The organism is Streptomyces sp. NPDC047971 (assembly GCF_040653355.1).
Taxonomy (GTDB): Bacteria; Actinomycetota; Actinomycetes; order Streptomycetales; family Streptomycetaceae; genus Streptomyces.
On record NZ_JBEZNW010000002.1, the window covers coordinates 61,303 to 77,674 of the forward strand.

Sequence of the window (16,372 nt, forward strand, 5' to 3'; positions counted from 1 at the left end):
CCTTCTCCTCGTTTCCCGACCCAGGTGGCCGACGCGGCCTTCCTCACGGCGCGTCAGCCGAACGCGTCCGCGGCCGCCTTCAGGCGCGTTGCGCGTAGCCCCGTCGCTTCAGGCGCGTTGCGCGTAGCCCCCGAAGCCGACCCAGTCCACGGCCACGCAGGGTTCGTCGCCGAGCACCCAGGCGTCGTGCCCCGGTGCGACGGTGAAGAAGTCTCCGGGGCCCACCTCGAGCGATTCGCCGTCGTTCATGACGATCTTCATCCGGCCGCTGACGACATAGCCGACGTGGTCCGCCAGGCAGCTGTCCGTTCCGGCGATGGGCTTGACGTGCTTGGACCACTGCCAGCCCGGCTCGAAGACCGCCCTGCCGACGGGGCCGCGATCCGTGTTGACCAGGTCCAGTCGGCCCTTGCCGTCCTCGAAGGGACGGGTCTCATCTGCGGAGTCGAAGCTCCGGGACGCGATTCCGGTCATGTTCGTCCGCCTCCCGGCGGTGAGACGTGACAGCCCCCGAGTCCTCTTCCAGATTACGCCGAAGGGGCCGCGCCCGACGTCCCGTTGCCGCGGGCGCGGAACCGCTCCGGAAGGGGTCGGACCCGGTCGTACCGCATGCCCGCGCACCTCAGCGGCGGGGTGACGCACAGCGAATACTCCGTCACGCTTCGCCTTTCACCGGCCATTCATTGAACGGTCACCTTCTTTGGGGGATTCCCGCTAATCCACCACGCATTTTCTGTACAGATCCCTTATCGGACAGATCTACACATAAAGGCTAGATAAGAGCACAATGAAACCGCGGCATCACGCCGCAGGCACGGTCGGACGTGCAAGACGCCAGAAGGAGGCGAGTCGTATGTCTGACGTCTCTCACCGTCCTGGTGATATCAGGGGCCACCCGGACGCACCGGAAATGCGCGAGCGTTACTCCCGGATGCTGGAGACCCGGGGTGTCGCGGCGGTCGAGGAACTGGTGATCCTCGCCGGAATCTACGCCGCGATCTCCGGATGGGTGGTGCACTTCGCGGCCGCCCAGCCGGAACTCGCCCTCAGCAACCTGATCACCGGTATCGCCCTCGCGGTTCTGGGCCTCTGTATGTCGATGGCCCCGGAGCGTTCACAGGACCTGAACGTCGTCGTCCTGCTGCTCGGCGCATGGCTGATCATCGCCCCTTGGGTGGTCGCCCCCTCCGACGCCGGCACCGGCGCGATCGTGAGCAACGTCATCACCGGCGCATGCGTCTGCCTCTTCGCGCTCACGGCGGGCGGGCTCCTCATGAGCAAGACCAGGAGAACGGGATGAAGTTCTGATCCTCCCCCAAACGGCGCCCCATCCTCCGTATACGGGATGGGGCGCCGCCGTCGCCCCACTGGGCAAACCAGACACATCACCCCCCAACGCCCCACGTCAGGTAACGAATTGACCGACGGCGTTTCGGCCACATAAGTTCTGCGTAAGCTTGCTCCACAGGGACAGGCTCCCGCTCGCATTCCCAGTCCTTGGGGGGACTAAGTGAACTGGTACCTCGACGTTCTCAAGAAGTACGCGGTATTCAGCGGCCGTGCGCGCCGCAAGGAATACTGGATGTTCTTCCTGTTCAACATCATCGCGTACATCATCGTCGCGATCCTCGACGCGGTGCTCACCACGCAGCCGCTGCTGACCGGCATCTACGCGCTGGCCGTCTTCCTTCCCACGCTCGGCGTGACCGTCCGCCGCCTGCACGACACGGGCCGCTCCGGCTGGTGGATCCTGCTCGGCATCATCCCGCTCGTCGGCCCGATCATTCTCATCGTGTTCTACGCGACCGAGGGTGCCCCGACGGACAACGCCTACGGCTCGAACCCGAAGGCCGTCGCCGCGTACTAAGCGGTGCTGAGAAGCACCGCGCGAAGCCCCCGGAAGGCTCCCTTCCGGGGGCTTCGCCCTTTTCCGGCGCCGTACGCCCAGTGACGGTTCGTAGAATTTGCCGCCCGCTCCTTGTGCACCGTGGAGCACGACCCGCCTCCTCCCCCGCCCCTAGCCTCGCCGCAGCGGCGCGCGCAAAGGAACGAACGAGGGGCGGTACCGATGAACTGGCTCATCCACGACTACCGCGAGAGCGATCTCGCCGCGGTGGTCCACCTGATCGACACCACGGCCGAGCTCGGCCAGGAATCCGTGTTCTCCCTCGCCGAGTGCATCGGCGCCCTGACCTCCCGCCAGCCGGCGGTCGTCGCCGTCCACCAGGGCGTGCCCATCGGGACGGCGCTCGCCTGTGTGGCCGGGGAGCGGGCCTGGGTGATGCGGATCGCGATCGCCTCGGCATGGCGGGGCCGCGGCCTCGCCAGCGCCCTCCTGGTCGAGCTGGAACGACGCCTGGTCGCGGCGCGGGTCGGCCGGATCGCCTACGTCCTGCCCGAGGAGGACCTGCTCGGCGAGGGGCTCCTCAACGCCGGCTACACCCGCCAGCCGGCCGTCGCCTACTTCGAGAAGGTCGAGCCGCTGCACGGGCCCGCCGCCAACCTCCTCGAAGACCTCGGCGGCCGGCTGCTGCCCGGGGATCTCTGGGCGAAGGTCGCCGGCATGGAGCGCGAGAAGGATCTCATCGAACGACGGGTCGTGCTGCCGCTCGCCGAGCCGGAGCGCGCGGGGCGGCACGGTGTCCGGCCGCCGCGTGCCGTCGGCCTCTTCGGCCCGCCGGGCACCGGGAAGACGACCTTCGCCCGCGGGATCGCCTCCCGGCTCGGCTGGCCGTTCGTCGAGATCCTGCCCTCACGACTGGCGGACGAGGGCAATCTGGCGGCGGCGCTGCGCGCCGCGTTCGCCCGGATCGCCGAGCTGGAGCGGGTCCTGGTCTTCATCGACGAGGTCGAGGAGATCGCCCCGGTCCGTCAGGAACCGGCGCAGCCCGGTGGGATGCACGGCGTCACGAACGAACTGCTCAAGCTCATACCGGGCTTCCGCGAGCGGGACGAGCGGCTGCTGGTCTGTGCCACGAACTCGATCCGCTCCCTCGACCCGGCCTTCCTCCGCCCCGGGCGTTTCGACTACCTCATCCCGATCGGTACGCCCGACAAGGCCGCGCGAGCCGCGATCTGGGCGCGCTACACCGACGGCCGTCCGGACGTGGACATCGACGAACTGGTCGCGGCGAGCGACCTGTTCACACCCGCCGACATCGAGCATGCCGCCCGGATCGCCGCCCAGAACTCCTTCGAGCGCGATCTGGTCTCCGTCGGCGGACGGACGGCGGCCGAGGAGCGGACGCCGGGAGCCGGTACGGCGGACTATCTGGAAGCCATCGCCCAGTGCCGTCCGACCGTGACGCCCGAGATGATCACCCAGTTCGAGTCGGACATCACCACGCACGCCCGGTTCTGACGGGGACCGCCCGCCCGTTGCGCGATCCCTCCCGGTCGGGTGCCGACCCACGGCCGGTATCCGACCATGCCGTCGGTGGCCCGAATATCTTGGTCACGAACGCATGTCGCGACGACCGACCGACTGAGGGGGACTGGTCCCATGGAGCAGTACGAGGGGCTCGAGCTGATGACCGTCACGAAGACCGAGGAGCTGGAGTCCTGGCTGGAACAGCACCATGCCGACACCCCCGGGATCTGGCTGAGAATCGCCAAGAAGGGCAAGGGGGGCGAGTCGCTGACGATTCCGGAGGTGCTCGACTGCATGCTCTGCTTCGGCTGGATCGACGGACAGCGCAAGGGCGGGGACGGGGCGTACTACTTCCAGAAGTACACCCCGCGCCGGGCCCGCAGCCTCTGGTCGCTGGTGAACGTCCGCAAGGTCGACGCGCTGGTGGCGGCGGGCCGGATGCGCGAGCCCGGGCTCGCGGAGGTACGGGCGGCGCAGGCGGACGGACGGTGGGAGTCCGCGTACCCCTCCCAGGCGGAGGCGACCGTGCCCGACGACCTGGCGGCCGCGCTCGCGGCCGACGAGAAGGCCCGGACCTTCTACGAGCAGTTGGGGAAGACCGATCAGTACATGGTGATCCTGCGGCTGTGGCAGGCGCGCACGCCGAAGAACCGTGGCGAGCGGCTGGAGCGCATGATGGGGAAGCTGGCGGCCGGCGAGAAGGTCACCTGATCGCTCACGTCGTCCGGCGGTAGAGCACCTGGGGGGCCTCGAACTCCACGAAGGACGCGGCGTGGACCATCCCGATGGCCTCCAGGAGCCGCCGCGACCGGGCGTTCGCCTCCTGGGTCACCGCGACCACGCTCCGCGTGCTCTCCAGCGCCCGGTCGACGGCGGCGGCGACGGCCTCGCGCGCGTAGCCCTTCCCCCAGTGTTCGGGCAGGAACTGGTACGAGACCTCCGTCTCCCCGTCGCGCGACGCCGGCTCCACGGTGACGAGGCCGAGCAGCGTCCCGTCGGAGGCCCGGACGACCGCGTGGACGCCGGGCGCTCCGACGACCCGCCGCTGCCGGATCCGCACGACCTGGTCGATGACCGGGCCGCCGAGGTGGAAGCGGACGTCGGGGTCGGTCCACAGACGGGTGACCGCCGGCACGTCCCGCGTCCGCACCGGACGCAGCAGCAGCCGTTCGGTGGCGATGGTGCCGTCGGCGGGCGGAGCGGAGGGGACGTCCATACGTACGATCATCTCAGCTCCGCCCGGCCGCGCGGATGTGTCAGAGCCGCATCCTGCGTTGTACGGCGGCCAGGGCCCCGGCCCTGCGCCCCGGGACGCGCTCGCGGAGCGCGACGAGCGCGGGCCCCAGGTCACGGGCCCGAGCGGGGTCCTCGATCTGCTCCCACTGGTGATGTGCCCGGTCGACGGCGCCCTCGACGTCGGCCTCCCCGGGCTCCTGGCGCAGCCCGAGCCGGGCCTGGGCGGCCGCGATCCACAACTCGCAGCTGCGGGCGGGCTCGCCCGCGAGTCGGGCGAGATCGGCCCGCACCTCCATCCAGTGGACGGCCTGCTGGGACCGGGGCCCGTACCGTCGCAGAGCCTCCTGCTCCCACGCGACGGCCACCGCCACGGCCTCCCCGTGCCGCCCGGCCCGCGCCGCCGCGAGGATCGCGGGATGCGGATCGGGTACTCCGGCGGGGACCGCCGGGGCGGGCGGATCGCCGGGGGCGGAAGCCCCGGCGGGCGGGACGGCCGGCACGGCGCGGTCCGGGACGGGCACCGGGGCCCCCGAGGGAGCGGACACCGGGAGGGGAGCGACGGGCACCGGAAGCGGCCGGGGCGCCGCGACGGGGGCGGGAAGCGCTGACGGCAGCGGCGCCAGGTCCGGGGCGGGCACCGAGACCGGCCCGGGAGCCAGGTCGGAGGCCGGCACGGGAGCCAGGTCGGAGGCAGGCACGGGAACCCGCGCGGGCACCGCTGTCGGCACCGACGTCACGTCGGGGGCGGGCACCGAGACCGGTGCGGGAGCCCCGCGGCGGACCGGCGGCGGGTTCGGGGCGGGCACACCGAGGGGTGCCGGTGCCGGCCCGTGCCCCGGCAGGGGCAGCGCGCCCGGCGCGCCCGGTCCCTGTGCCGGGGTGAGCAGCAGCGCCTCCGTCCCGGCCTGCTGGGCCGCCGCCTCCGCGTGGAGATGGGGCAGTGGCGGGCGGGCTCCCGTGCGCCAGATCGTGGCGAAGTGGCGGAGGTACTCCGGGGTCACCGGGTCACCGCGGCGCGGTGCCGGGGCCACCCTGCCGTACAGCCGCGGGCCCGGGCCGAGGGAGAGGAGCGAGGGGACGGCGCCGAGGCGTTGCCACAGCTCGGGGTCGGCGACCAGGTCCGCCACCACCGTCGTGGTCCCCGGGCGTCGCGCCGCGAGTTCGGACGCGAGCCAGTGCCACGGCAGCCCCGTGTAGCGCAGCGTCGTCGGGGTGCTGCGGGCGAGCGCCAGGTGCGGCAGGTGCTGGCGCCGGTCGAGCTGGAGCTGGCCCACGAGGTAGACCGCTAGCGGCCCCGCCGTCGCCGCGGCAGCCCGCAGCCGGGTCAGTACGGTCTGCGGGTCCAGCGGGTCGGCCAGTTCGACGACCGTCGCCGCCGGAGTGCCCGTCAGCGCGCTCGGCGGCACCGCCGCCAGCGCGGGCAGCACCGAGGCCGCGTCCACCGCCCGTCCCCGCCCCGCCGGCGCCGCCGCCAGCAGCAGCGCCGTACCCACCGTGTCCACCTCGTCGTTCACCACACCTGCACCGTAACCTTCCCACCGCACCTTCTCGTTATCACCCCGATGGCCGACAATCGGTGGGCCTTTGACATATGCCAGAAGCACCACCGTATCGAGTGTTGCCAAATCTCTTACGGGCTGTCCTTGCCTGTGCAACAGTCGTATCCGGGCCTTGTTCCACAGATCGCCCGCCGCGCCTGTATCGGAGTACGACATGCCGTCCCATCTGTTCGCGGACCGTCCCGCTCAGCCGCCGGAGCCCGGCACGGTGGACGCGTTGATCTCGCAGACCCGTCGTCTGCGCGGTGACGTGGACGCCGTGCGCCGGGACGCGGTGCTGGACGAGGACGACCCGAAGAACCGCTGGCAGCGCGCCCTGTGCGACCTCGCCGTGCATCAACTCGACGATCTGGGCGCCCACTTGGGCCAGCTCAGAGCCGGCCTGCCGGACGAGCTCCCCGTCGTGACCGGTGCCGACACGATCGAGCCGGAGGCCGCCTCCGACCCCGGCGCCGCCTACGGTGCCCCGGCCCCCGCCCGCACCGGATCCCTGCTGCACCGCGTCGGCAGCGCCGAATGGAATCTGCTGACCGACGAGGTCAGCTGGTCCGAGGAGCTGTACCAGATCTTCGGCAGGACGCCCGAGGGCGGCCCGATGTCGCTCGACGAGCTGCCGTCGATGGTGTTCTCCGAGGACCAGACCCTGCTCCAGGCGATGGTGACGGACTGTCTGATCGACGGAAAGCCGATCGACGGCGAGTTCCGGATCGTCCGCACCGACGGCCGGGTCCGCACGCTCCACATGATGGGCGAGCCGGTCCTCGACGCCGACGGCTGCACCGCGTCCATGTGGGCCGTTTTACGGGACGTCAGCGAACTGCGCCGCAGCGAACGAGCCGTCCGCGAGTCCCGGGACAGCCTGCAGCGCCGCCGCCACATCGAACGCACCGAGCGCAGGGTCGCCGTCGAACTGCAGGAGGCGGTCCTGCCGCCATGGCGCGGCTCCCTGAGCTTCGCGCACAGCGGCCCCGGCGCCCCGCTCGACGTCGCCGGCCACTATCTGCCCGCCGCGACGACCGGCCTGATCGGCGGCGATTGGTACGACGCGCTCGCCCTCCCCGACGGGGACGCCCTGCTGACGGTCGGTGACCTCACCGGGCACGGTGTCGCCGCCACCTCCTCGATGGCCATGCTCCTCGGCGCACTGCGCGGGATGGCGGTGGCCGGTATCAGGCCCGGCGCCCTGATGGGCCATCTCAACCAGCTGCTGGAGACCTCGGTGCAGCCCGCGCTCGGCAGCGCGATGTGCTGCCGATACGACCCGGCGAGCCAGACGCTCTCCTGGGCACAGGCGGGCCACCCCGCCCCGCTGCTCTTCCGCAACGGAACGGGGCGCGCGCTGAAGCGACCCGACGGCGTGCTCCTCGGCGCGACGGCCGCGGCCGCCTACGAGGAGTCCGAGATCCGACTCCTCCCCGGCGACCTGCTGATGCTGCACACGGACGGACTCACGCGCCGCGACGGCATGGACGACACGGGTACCCGGCGCCTGCTCGAACTGGCGCCGCGGCTGGCCGGCGCGCGGGACGCCCAGGAGTGCGTCCGGTCCGTCGTCGAGGAGTTCGGCCAGGCACCGCGCGAGGACGACGCCTGCGTGATGGTGGTCCAGGTCGGTCGGTAGACAGGGAGCTCAGGAGGGCATACCGGCAGGACCGGTGTGCCCTTTCTCGTATGTACGGGGTGGGTGGCGGACGCCGCCGAGGGCGGCCGGCCGCGCCGGGCCGCCTCAGATCGTGCCGGACCTCGGCCGCTTCGCGGCGGGCTTGGGCAGCGCGAGCTCGATCTCCTCGCGCAGATCCTCGATCTTGGCGTAGCCGGCGTACTGCCCGGTCAGCCGGTACATCTCGCGCAGCCGGTCCCAGGTGCGGTGCGAGGAGGTCTCGCCCATGGAGACGAGCGCGAGCCGGGCGTACCGGTCGGCCTGCTCCGGGTCGTCGGCGATGAAACAGGCCGAGGCGAGCGAGATGTAGTCGAAGAGCTTGGAGCGGTTGTGTCCGTTGCGGCGCAGTTCGAGCGCCAGCTTGGCGTGGCGCTGGGCCGGGACGGCGGCCGACGGATCGTGCTCGGCGAGGGTGCGGAAGGCGAGGGCCTGCATGCCGTGCATGTCGGCGTCGTCGAAGTTCTGCATCCAGCTCGGCGGCGGCACGTCCGAACGGTCCGAGACGAAGAGGTCCTCGGCCTCGCCGAGGGTGCGGCGCATCGCCTGGCCCTTGCCCATGGACGCCTGCGCCCATGCCTCGATGGTGTGCAGCATCGCCTGGGTGCGCGGCAGGACCTCCTCGCCCGAGCCCGACTTGGCGAGCTTCATCAGGTCGAGGGCGTCGTCGGGCCGGCCGAGGTGAACCATCTGGCGCGCGGCGCGGGACAGGGCTTCGCCCGCACGTGGCCGGTCGCCACCCTCGCGGGCCGCGTGGGCGGCGATGACGAAGTACTTCTGGGCGGTGGGTTCGAGGCCCACGTCGTGGGACATCCAGCCGGCGAGGACCGCCAGGTTGGCCGCCACGCCCCACAGACGTCGCTGGAGATGATCGGGGTGGTGGTAGGCGAGCATTCCGCCCACTTCGTTCAACTGTCCTACGACTGCCTTGCGTTGGAGTCCGCCGCCACGGGAGGCGTCCCAGGCGCGGAACACCTCCACCGAGCGCTCCAGCGCCTCGATCTCCTCCGACCCGATGGGGGCGGCCTCGTAGCGGTCGAACCCAGCGGGGTCGGCGTGGAGGGGATCGTTGGCGCGGGGGGCCTGCGCGGCGACGCGCGCGGGGTCGGTGTGGAGCCAGTCGTGCATGGCGCTGGTGAGTGCGGAGCCGGCGGCGAGCACGGCGCCCGCGCCCATCAAGCCGCGTCGGTTGAGCATGAGGTCCATTCCCGTGAATTCGGTGAGGACCGCTGCCGTACGCTCGGGCGCCCAGGGCAGCCCGTCAGGGTTGTCGTTGTTCCTGACGTTCTGCCGTTTCCCGGCGCGCCCGTGTCGTACGAACCCGAGGTCCTCGATGGTCACGACACGGCCGAGTCGCTCGGTGAACAGAGCCGCCAGCACCCGGGGGACGGGATCGCGCGGGGTCTCCCCCATGTCGATCCATCGCCTCACCCGCGAGGTGTCGGTCGACAGTTGCGGGTGGCCCATGGCCGCCGCCTGCCGGTTGACGAGTCTCGCGAGCTCTCCCTTGGACCAGCCGGCGAGGCCGAAGAGGTCTGCCAGGCGGGTGTTGGTCTGTCCGGTCACGTCTAAGCCCCCAGGTTCTCGGCTGAGTTGACAGTAGCCCCCTGTCATAGGGCTGGCGACTATTCGCCATGCTTCGCCAGGGTGCGCCCGATGTTCCGCCACCCGCGCCCGGGTGTCAGGTAGGAACGCGCCACCCCGCCCCGGTAACCGGCCCTCATTCCCCAGGGTGCGGACCGGAGGCCGGGCGGGGCGACGCATGCAACTCGTCGGCACACGAAGGGATCTGTCTCCTCCATGTACACAGCATCGTCCTCCGTGTCCGCCCCGCCCCGGCCGCAGCACCGTTCCGTGCCGGCCGGCAGCGGACCGTATCTCGCCCCCGCCCCTCCGGCGGGCCGTGCGAGGCGCTGGGCGGGCCCTGCCGCTCAGACTCCCAGCGGGAGAATCGACCTGTCGGGCCCTCAGGGGGCCCAGGTGCGGATGGCGATCGCCTCCGTCCACCGGATCTGCCCGGAGTTCAACCCGGTGCAGGTACTCCGCCGCAGCGGGCGTTCCGTACTGATCGTCGGGACCACCGGACGGACCACCGCGGTCGCGAAGTGTTTACTGGACCACTCCCCCGCGTGGGTCGAGCGGTTCCAGCACGAAATAGCTGCTTACCGCTCGTTCGTCCGACACCGCCCGCCCGTGCGTGCCCCGCGGCTGATCGCCGCGGACCCCGACAACGGCACGCTGGTGATCGAGCGGATGCCCGGACGGGCGGCGGCTCTGACCCGTCACCCCCTGGAGGCCCCGCCGCGCGCGGATCTGCGGGCGGCGCTCGGTGCGATCGCCCGGCTGAACGCCTGGCGGCCACCGGCCGGGACCTTCGACGCTCCGCTCGACTACGGTTCGCGCATCGCGCGCTACCACGAGCTGGGGCTGTTCACCGACCGGGACCGTGACGACCTGCAGAAGCTTCTGCACGGCCTGGCGCAGGCCGGCGGACGCCAGGGCATGGGCCAGTTCTGCCACGGCGACGCCCTGCTCTCCAACATCCTGCTCTCCCCCGCGGGGCCGGTCCTCGTCGACTGGGAGCACGCGGGCTGGTACCTGCCCGGCTACGACCTGGCGACGATGTGGTCGGTGCTCGGTGACGCGCCGCTCGCGCGCCGCCAGATCAGCCAGCTCGCCCAGCAGGCGGGGGCGGCGTCCCGGGACGCCTTCCTGGTGAACCTGATGATCGTGCTGACACGGGAGATCCGGACCTACGAGACGGCGGTGCAGCGCACCATCAAGGAAGCGCCGCCCGCCGGTTCGGTCCCCGTTCCGTCCGGTGCGGTCTCGCCCGGTGAGGAGCAGCGGCTGCTGCTGCGGCGGCTGCACGACGACTGCGCCATGGCACGGCGGGCCGTGCGCGCCGCGGTCGGTACGCGGTGAGGCCGCCCCGACCGGCCCCACGGGGGTGACACATCGCGCACCCGGTGCCGACACACCGGGCGCGCGGTGTGTGTTCTCCCCTCTCCCCCCACGTCTCATTGGTCCACTCCACTGACGCGCCGCAGGCCCGCGCCCCTTCGTCGCGAAACTCCGCGACATGCCACCTGACATGGGAAATCCCGTGTGGTGAAGGGTGATTGACGGATCGTCCGGAAGCCGATACCCCTGTACGGGTTCGGCCTCGCACGCCCCCTCATCACCCCACGCATCCGGAGGCTGCCTTGCACCGTTCCGCGTCGCACAGACGGGGCGCCCGGACGGTGGGCGCCGTGGCGTCCGCCGCTCTGCTGTTCCCTCTTCTCTCGGCCGCACCGACGGCCACCGCCGGGCCACTGGAGGCCGGATCGCTCCAGCGGCAGTTCGCCGCCGCCGCCGAGCGCCAGGGCGTTCCGCCCGGTGTGCTGCTCGCGGTGTCATACCTCCAGTCGCGGTGGGACGCGCACGGCGGGGCTCCGAGCGTGACCGGCGGCTACGGCCCCATGCACCTCACCGACGCCGTGACCGCGCTGGCCCAGGCACCGCACCACTCGCACGGCGAGGAGGACGCCCGGGGCGACGACGCGCGTGCCGCGCGCCACGGGGCGACGGAGGCCGCGGCGCTGCCCACGGCTGCCGACCTTCCGGACCGCCTCAGGACGCTGGACCGCGCCGCGCGGCTGTCCGGGATCCCCGCGGAGGAGCTGCGGACCAGCACGGCCGCGAACATCGAGGGCGGTGCCGCCCTGCTCGCCGCCGCGCAGCGGGCGTCGGGCCGGCCGCTGAGCCCGGACCCCGCCGACTGGTACGGGGCGGTGGCCCGCTACTCCGGCGCCGACGACACCGCCACCGCGTCGTCCTACGCCGACGACGTGTTCGACGTGCTCCGGAGCGGTGAGAGCCGTACGACCGACAGCGGGCAGGTGGTGACGCTCGCGGCCGACCCGGATGTCGCTCCCGCGACCGGTCAGCTGGAGTCGCTGGGGCTGCGCGAGCCGAGGACCGGGCCGACGGAGTGCCCGCGCACGGTGGCATGCGAGTGGATCCCGGCGCCGTACGAGGAGTTCGGGGACGGGGACTACGGCAACCACGACAAGGCGAACCGGCCCGCCTCCCAGTCCATCGACTACATCGTCGTCCACGACACGGAGGCGACCTGGGACGTCACCCTCAAGCTGGTGCAGGACCCCACGTACGTGTCGTGGCAGTACTCGTTGCGCTCCTCCGACGGGCACATCGCGCAGCACCTGCCGCTGAAGGACGTCGGCTGGCACGCGGGCAACTGGTTCGTGAACGCCAAGTCGGTGGGCCTGGAGCACGAGGGCTTTCTGACGGCGCCCGACTCCTGGTACACGGAGGCGATGTACCGGACCTCGGCGCGACTGGTGCGCCACCTGGCGCAGCGGTACGACATCCCGCTCGACCGGCAGCACATCCTCGGCCACGACAACGTGCCCGGTACGGTCACCTCGACGATCCGCGGGATGCACACCGACCCGGGGCCGTACTGGGACTGGGCCCACTACTTCCGGCTGCTGGGCAGGCCGTTCACGCCGACCGCGGGCCCGAACGCGGGTGTGGTCACGATCCGGCCGGACTACAGCGCCCACCAGCCGGTGTACACCGGCTGCGTGACGGCGGGAGAGGCATGCGCGCCCCACGGCAGCGGCGCGGTGCGACTGCACACGGCGCCCCGTGCCGACGCCCCGCTGGTGAAGGACGTCGGCCTGCGGCCGGGTGGCGAGGGGTCGACGACGGGGGTCAACGACACCGGGGCGCGGGCCTCGACCGGACAGCAGTACGCGGTGGCGGAGCGCGACGGCGACTGGACGGCGATCTGGTACCTGGGGCAGAAGGCGTGGTTCCACAACCCGGTGAAGCGGCCGACGGCGGTGAACTCCCGGGGTCTCGTGCTGACCCCGAAGGAGGGGGCGACCGAGGTCCCGGTGTACGGGCGCGCCTACCCGGAGGCTGCGGCGTACCCGGCCGGGGTGCCGGTACAGGCGGTGTCACCGCTGCCGTACCGACTGCTCGCGGGCCAGTCGTACGTGGTGGGCGATCGCACCCCGGGCGAGTACTACTTCGCGCCGGTGTTCGACACGACCGGTCATCGGGTCGTCCGTGGCCAGGAGGAGTACTACGAGATCCAGTTCGGCCATCGGGTGGCCTTCGTGAAGGTCTCCGACGTGCGGGTTTCCCGCTCCTGAGCGGAGTGCCCGACGGGGCGCGGGCGGTGTCGACAAGCGCGGGGGCGCGTCGACACCGCGCGCGCTCATATGACTAACCCGGGTGCGGCGTGGGCCACATGGGGGCGGGGTAGGGCTCGGCCGGACATCGCCCACGCTCACCGAGAGGCCCCGCACGCATGTCTCAGCCCTTCGTTCTGCCGGATTTCTACGTCCCGTATCCGGCGCGGCTCAACCCCCACGTGGAGACCGCCCGCGTGCACACCCGGGAGTGGGCCCGGGCGATGGGGATGCTGGAGGGCTCGGGCGTCTGGGAGGAGCACGACCTGGAGTCCCACGACTACGCGCTCCTGTGTTCGTACACCCACCCCGACTGCGACGCCGAGGCGCTGTCCCTGGTGACCGACTGGTACACCTGGGTCTTCTTCTTCGACGACCACTTCCTGGAGATCTTCAAGCGAACCCAGGACCGGGCGGGCGGCAAGGCGTATCTGGACCGGCTGCCGGCGTTCATGCCGAGGGACCCGGCGACGGCGATGCCGGACCCGGCGAACCCGGTCGAGGCCGGGCTCGCGGATCTGTGGACCCGGACGGTCCCCGCCATGTCCCCCGCGTGGCGTGCGCGGTTCTCGGAGGCCACCGAGGCCCTGCTCTACGAGTCGCTGTGGGAGCTCGACAACATCAACGAGGGGCGGATCGCCAATCCCGTCGAGTACATCGAGATGCGCCGCAAGGTCGGCGGAGCGCCGTGGTCCGCCGGGCTCGTCGAGTACGCGGCGGGCGCCGAGGTCCCCGAGCGGGTGGCGCACTCCCGTCCGCTGCGCGTACTGCGGGACTCCTTCTCGGACGCCGTGCATCTACGGAACGACCTGTTCTCGTACCAACGGGAGGTCGAGGACGAGGGGGAGAACAGCAACGGGGTGCTGGTCCTGGAGAAGTTCCTCGGGTGCACGACCCAGGAGGCGGCCGAGGCCGTCAACGATCTGCTGACCTCACGGCTGCAGCAGTTCGAGAACACGGCTCTCACCGAGGTTCCGGGGCTCTGTCTGGAGCAGGGGCTGGGTCCCGGGGAGTGCGCGGCGGTCGCCGCGTACGCGAAGGGGCTGCAGGACTGGCAGTCCGGGGGCCACGAGTGGCATCTGCGGTCCAGTCGCTACATGAACGAGGGCCTGGACACCGGACCTTCGCGGTTCGACGGCGTGCTCGGCACGTCCGCGCTCGACATCCGCACCCTCTTCGGGCGCCCCGCCGCGGCGCGGCTGCGGACCCTCACGCATGTCCCGCACCAGAAGGTGGGACCCTCGCCGCTGCCCGAGTTCGACCTCCCCTACGCCCTGTCGCTGAGCCCGCACCACCAGGAGGCACGGCGGCTCTCGGTCGACTGGGCGGAGCGGATGGGGCTGCTCGACGACATCTGGGACCGGCCGATGCTGGAGGGCTTCGACTTCGCGCTCTGCTCGGCGGGCCTCGACCCGGACGCCACCGCGGAGGAGCTGGAACTCAACGCCGAGTGGTTGACGTGGGGCACGTACGGGGACGACTACTACCCGCTCGCCTTCGGCCGGCCGCACAACCTGCTGGGCGCCAAGGAGTGCACCGAGCGCCTCAAGTCCCTTGCCTCCGTGGGTGATCCAGCCGCGGGTAGGGCGTCCGCGGTCACGCCGATCGAGCGGGCGCTCGCCGATCTGTGGGCCCGTACGACGGCCCCGATGGCGACGGAGGCGAGGGAGCAGCTGCGGACCGCGCTCCACGCGATGCTGGACAGCTGGATGTGGGAGCTGCTCAATCAGACCCAGCACCGGGTGCCCGACCCGGTGGACTACATCGAGATGCGGCGCACGACCTTCGGCTCCGAGCTGACGATGCTGTTGTGCCGGCTGCGCCACGCGGAGGCACTGCCTCCGGGGATCTACCGTACGGGCACGGTCCGCACGCTGGAGAACGCGGCGGCGGACTACGCGGCGCTCCTCAACGACCTCTTCTCGTACCGGAAGGAGGTCGAGGTCCAGGGCGAGATCCACAACGGCGTTCTGGTGCTGCAGACGTTCTTCGACTGCGACTACCCGACGGCCGTGTCGATGGTCGACGATCTGATGCGGGGGCGCCTGCGCCAGTTCGAGCATGTGAAGCGACACGAACTGCCCATGCTGTACGAGGACTTCGCGCTGGGCACGGCCGGGCGGGCCGCGCTGGAGGCGTACGTGCGGGAGTTGGAGGACTGGCTGGCCGGCATCCTCAACTGGCATCGGGGCGTACGGCGTTATGGAGCCGACGAGACGCGCTCGGGCGGCGGTGCGGCGGCGCTGGTGCGGCTGGGCGCAATCGGGATCGGGACGTCGGCGGCACGGGTGGGCACGCTGTTCGCCCCGTGAGACGGTGACGGCGGGGGCGGGGCGCCCTAGGAGGAGCGGCCCCGCAGCTCGTCCAGTTCGCGGCGCTCGCGCTTGGTGGGGCGGCCGGCGCCGCGGTCGCGGACACCGGCCAGCGCCACGTGCTCGCGCGGGGGCGGCGGCGGACTGTTGTCGACGTACGCCTCGGCGGCGACCGGCGGACCGACGCGCTTGGTCAGGAGCTGCTTGACCTCGACGATCCGCTCCCGGCCACCGTGGAAGACCCGGACCTCGTCGCCGGGCTTCACCGGCTGCGCGGGCTTGGCCCGCTCGCCGTTCACCTTGACGTGTCCGGCCCGGCAGGCCGCGGCGGCCTGGGAGCGGGTCTTGGTCAGACGGACCGCCCAGATCCAGCTGTCGACGCGTGCGCTCATCGGCCGCCGTCTCCCCGTCAGCCCTGCTGGAAGAGTTCGGCGGGCAGCGGCTTGAGGAGGGCGTAGAGATCGTCGGTGATGGGCCGGTCCCAACTGGCGATCGTCACCAGGACATTGTCGCTGCGGTCGAACTGCACGCAGGAGATCCGGCTCTCGGAGAGCTTGATGCGGCGCACGATGAGCAGGTTGTCCCCCTGCATCACGGGCATGTCCTCGGTCTCGAGGACCTCCACCGGCTCGTCGTTCTCCAGGGCCGCGAGGAGCTGCGCGACCTCGAAGGGGATCTGGCCGTCGGCGAGCTCACGGGCCGGGGAGCCCTCCGGCAGATTGCCGATGATCATCGCGGGGCCGCGGCCGCCGAACAGGTCGTAGCGCAGGAAGACACCCTGGCAGCTGCCGTCGGGGGCGGGCAGCAGACCGGCGCCGAGGTTGCCGGGCCAGTCCCCCGGGTCCATGGCCAGGACGTCGAAGTCCGGGCCCGCGGGTGTGGCGGCGCTGCGGCGGCGGAGGAAGGACATAGGGCCATGGTACGTGTCCCGGACCCCGATGCGACGCGCCGGGGCGGGTCTGGTGACCGGGCCGTCGTGGCCGTGGCAGAGCGGTGCGCAGGCGGGTCGTCGTGGTCCCGGCATGCCCGGG

The 16,372-nt window shown here is 71.7% G+C and carries 14 protein-coding genes; 8 read left to right on the forward strand and 6 right to left on the reverse strand.

The annotated features are described in order from the left end of the window. Window positions 1–108: 108 nt before the first annotated feature. A complete protein-coding gene (locus AB0D99_RS02880) occupies window positions 109–474 on the reverse strand; it encodes a cupin domain-containing protein (RefSeq protein ID WP_362356178.1) in 366 nt (121 codons plus the stop codon). A gap of 436 nt (window positions 475–910) precedes the next feature. Between AB0D99_RS02880 and AB0D99_RS02885 the strand changes: the two genes are divergently transcribed. The 4 genes from AB0D99_RS02885 (at window position 911) to AB0D99_RS02900 (ending at window position 4,081) form a co-directional block, all read left to right on the forward strand. Continuing rightward, a complete protein-coding gene (locus tag AB0D99_RS02885) occupies window positions 911–1,300 on the forward strand; it encodes an SPW repeat protein (protein WP_362356180.1) in 390 nt (129 codons plus the stop codon). A 210-nt stretch (window positions 1,301–1,510) separates the two neighbouring features. Further along, window positions 1,511–1,867 carry a DUF805 domain-containing protein gene (locus tag AB0D99_RS02890; protein ID WP_362356182.1) on the forward strand — a complete coding sequence of 119 codons (357 nt, stop codon included), beginning with the start codon at window positions 1,511–1,513 and terminating at the stop codon, window positions 1,865–1,867. Between the two features lie 201 nt (window positions 1,868–2,068). Next, entirely contained in the window at window positions 2,069–3,361 is a 1,293-nt protein-coding gene (locus tag AB0D99_RS02895) for a bifunctional GNAT family N-acetyltransferase/ATP-binding protein (RefSeq protein ID WP_362356184.1), read from the forward strand. 141 nt (window positions 3,362–3,502) lie between these two features. Further along, complete coding sequence (locus tag AB0D99_RS02900) at window positions 3,503–4,081, forward strand: YdeI/OmpD-associated family protein (protein ID WP_362356186.1); 579 nt, start codon at window positions 3,503–3,505, stop codon at window positions 4,079–4,081. 4 nt (window positions 4,082–4,085) lie between these two features. Here the strand turns inward: AB0D99_RS02900 and AB0D99_RS02905 are convergent, their stop codons facing one another. Further along, window positions 4,086–4,586 carry a GNAT family N-acetyltransferase gene (locus AB0D99_RS02905; RefSeq protein WP_362356188.1) on the reverse strand — a complete coding sequence of 167 codons (501 nt, stop codon included), beginning with the start codon at window positions 4,584–4,586 and terminating at the stop codon, window positions 4,086–4,088. Between the two features lie 40 nt (window positions 4,587–4,626). After that, a complete protein-coding gene (locus AB0D99_RS02910) occupies window positions 4,627–6,123 on the reverse strand; it encodes a hypothetical protein (protein WP_362356190.1) in 1,497 nt (498 codons plus the stop codon). Between the two features lie 196 nt (window positions 6,124–6,319). Here AB0D99_RS02910 and AB0D99_RS02915 point away from each other — a divergent pair, with 196 nt between their 5' ends. Continuing rightward, a complete protein-coding gene (locus AB0D99_RS02915; RefSeq protein ID WP_362356192.1) occupies window positions 6,320–7,786 on the forward strand; it encodes a SpoIIE family protein phosphatase in 1,467 nt (488 codons plus the stop codon). 105 nt (window positions 7,787–7,891) lie between these two features. Here AB0D99_RS02915 and AB0D99_RS02920 read toward each other — a convergent pair whose 3' ends face one another. Then, window positions 7,892–9,388: a hypothetical protein gene (locus AB0D99_RS02920; RefSeq protein ID WP_362356194.1), complete on the reverse strand. Its 1,497-nt coding sequence runs from the start codon at window positions 9,386–9,388 to the stop codon at window positions 7,892–7,894. A 234-nt stretch (window positions 9,389–9,622) separates the two neighbouring features. Here AB0D99_RS02920 and AB0D99_RS02925 point away from each other — a divergent pair, with 234 nt between their 5' ends. The 3 genes from AB0D99_RS02925 (at window position 9,623) to AB0D99_RS02935 (ending at window position 15,341) form a co-directional block, all read left to right on the forward strand. Next, window positions 9,623–10,747: an aminoglycoside phosphotransferase family protein gene (locus AB0D99_RS02925; RefSeq protein WP_362356196.1), complete on the forward strand. Its 1,125-nt coding sequence runs from the start codon at window positions 9,623–9,625 to the stop codon at window positions 10,745–10,747. Between the two features lie 320 nt (window positions 10,748–11,067). Beyond that, window positions 11,068–12,990, forward strand: a complete 1,923-nt coding sequence (locus AB0D99_RS02930) for an N-acetylmuramoyl-L-alanine amidase (protein WP_362356651.1) — start codon at window positions 11,068–11,070, stop codon at window positions 12,988–12,990. A 158-nt stretch (window positions 12,991–13,148) separates the two neighbouring features. After that, a complete protein-coding gene (locus AB0D99_RS02935; protein WP_362356198.1) occupies window positions 13,149–15,341 on the forward strand; it encodes a terpene synthase family protein in 2,193 nt (730 codons plus the stop codon). A 26-nt stretch (window positions 15,342–15,367) separates the two neighbouring features. Here AB0D99_RS02935 and AB0D99_RS02940 read toward each other — a convergent pair whose 3' ends face one another. Beyond that, window positions 15,368–15,733, reverse strand: coding sequence for an RNA-binding S4 domain-containing protein (locus AB0D99_RS02940; protein ID WP_362356200.1), 366 nt, complete (start codon window positions 15,731–15,733; stop codon window positions 15,368–15,370). 17 nt (window positions 15,734–15,750) lie between these two features. Then, window positions 15,751–16,251 (reverse strand): hypothetical protein, encoded by a 501-nt coding sequence (locus tag AB0D99_RS02945; protein WP_362356202.1) that lies wholly within the window; start codon window positions 16,249–16,251, stop codon window positions 15,751–15,753. Window positions 16,252–16,372: the final 121 nt, after the last annotated feature.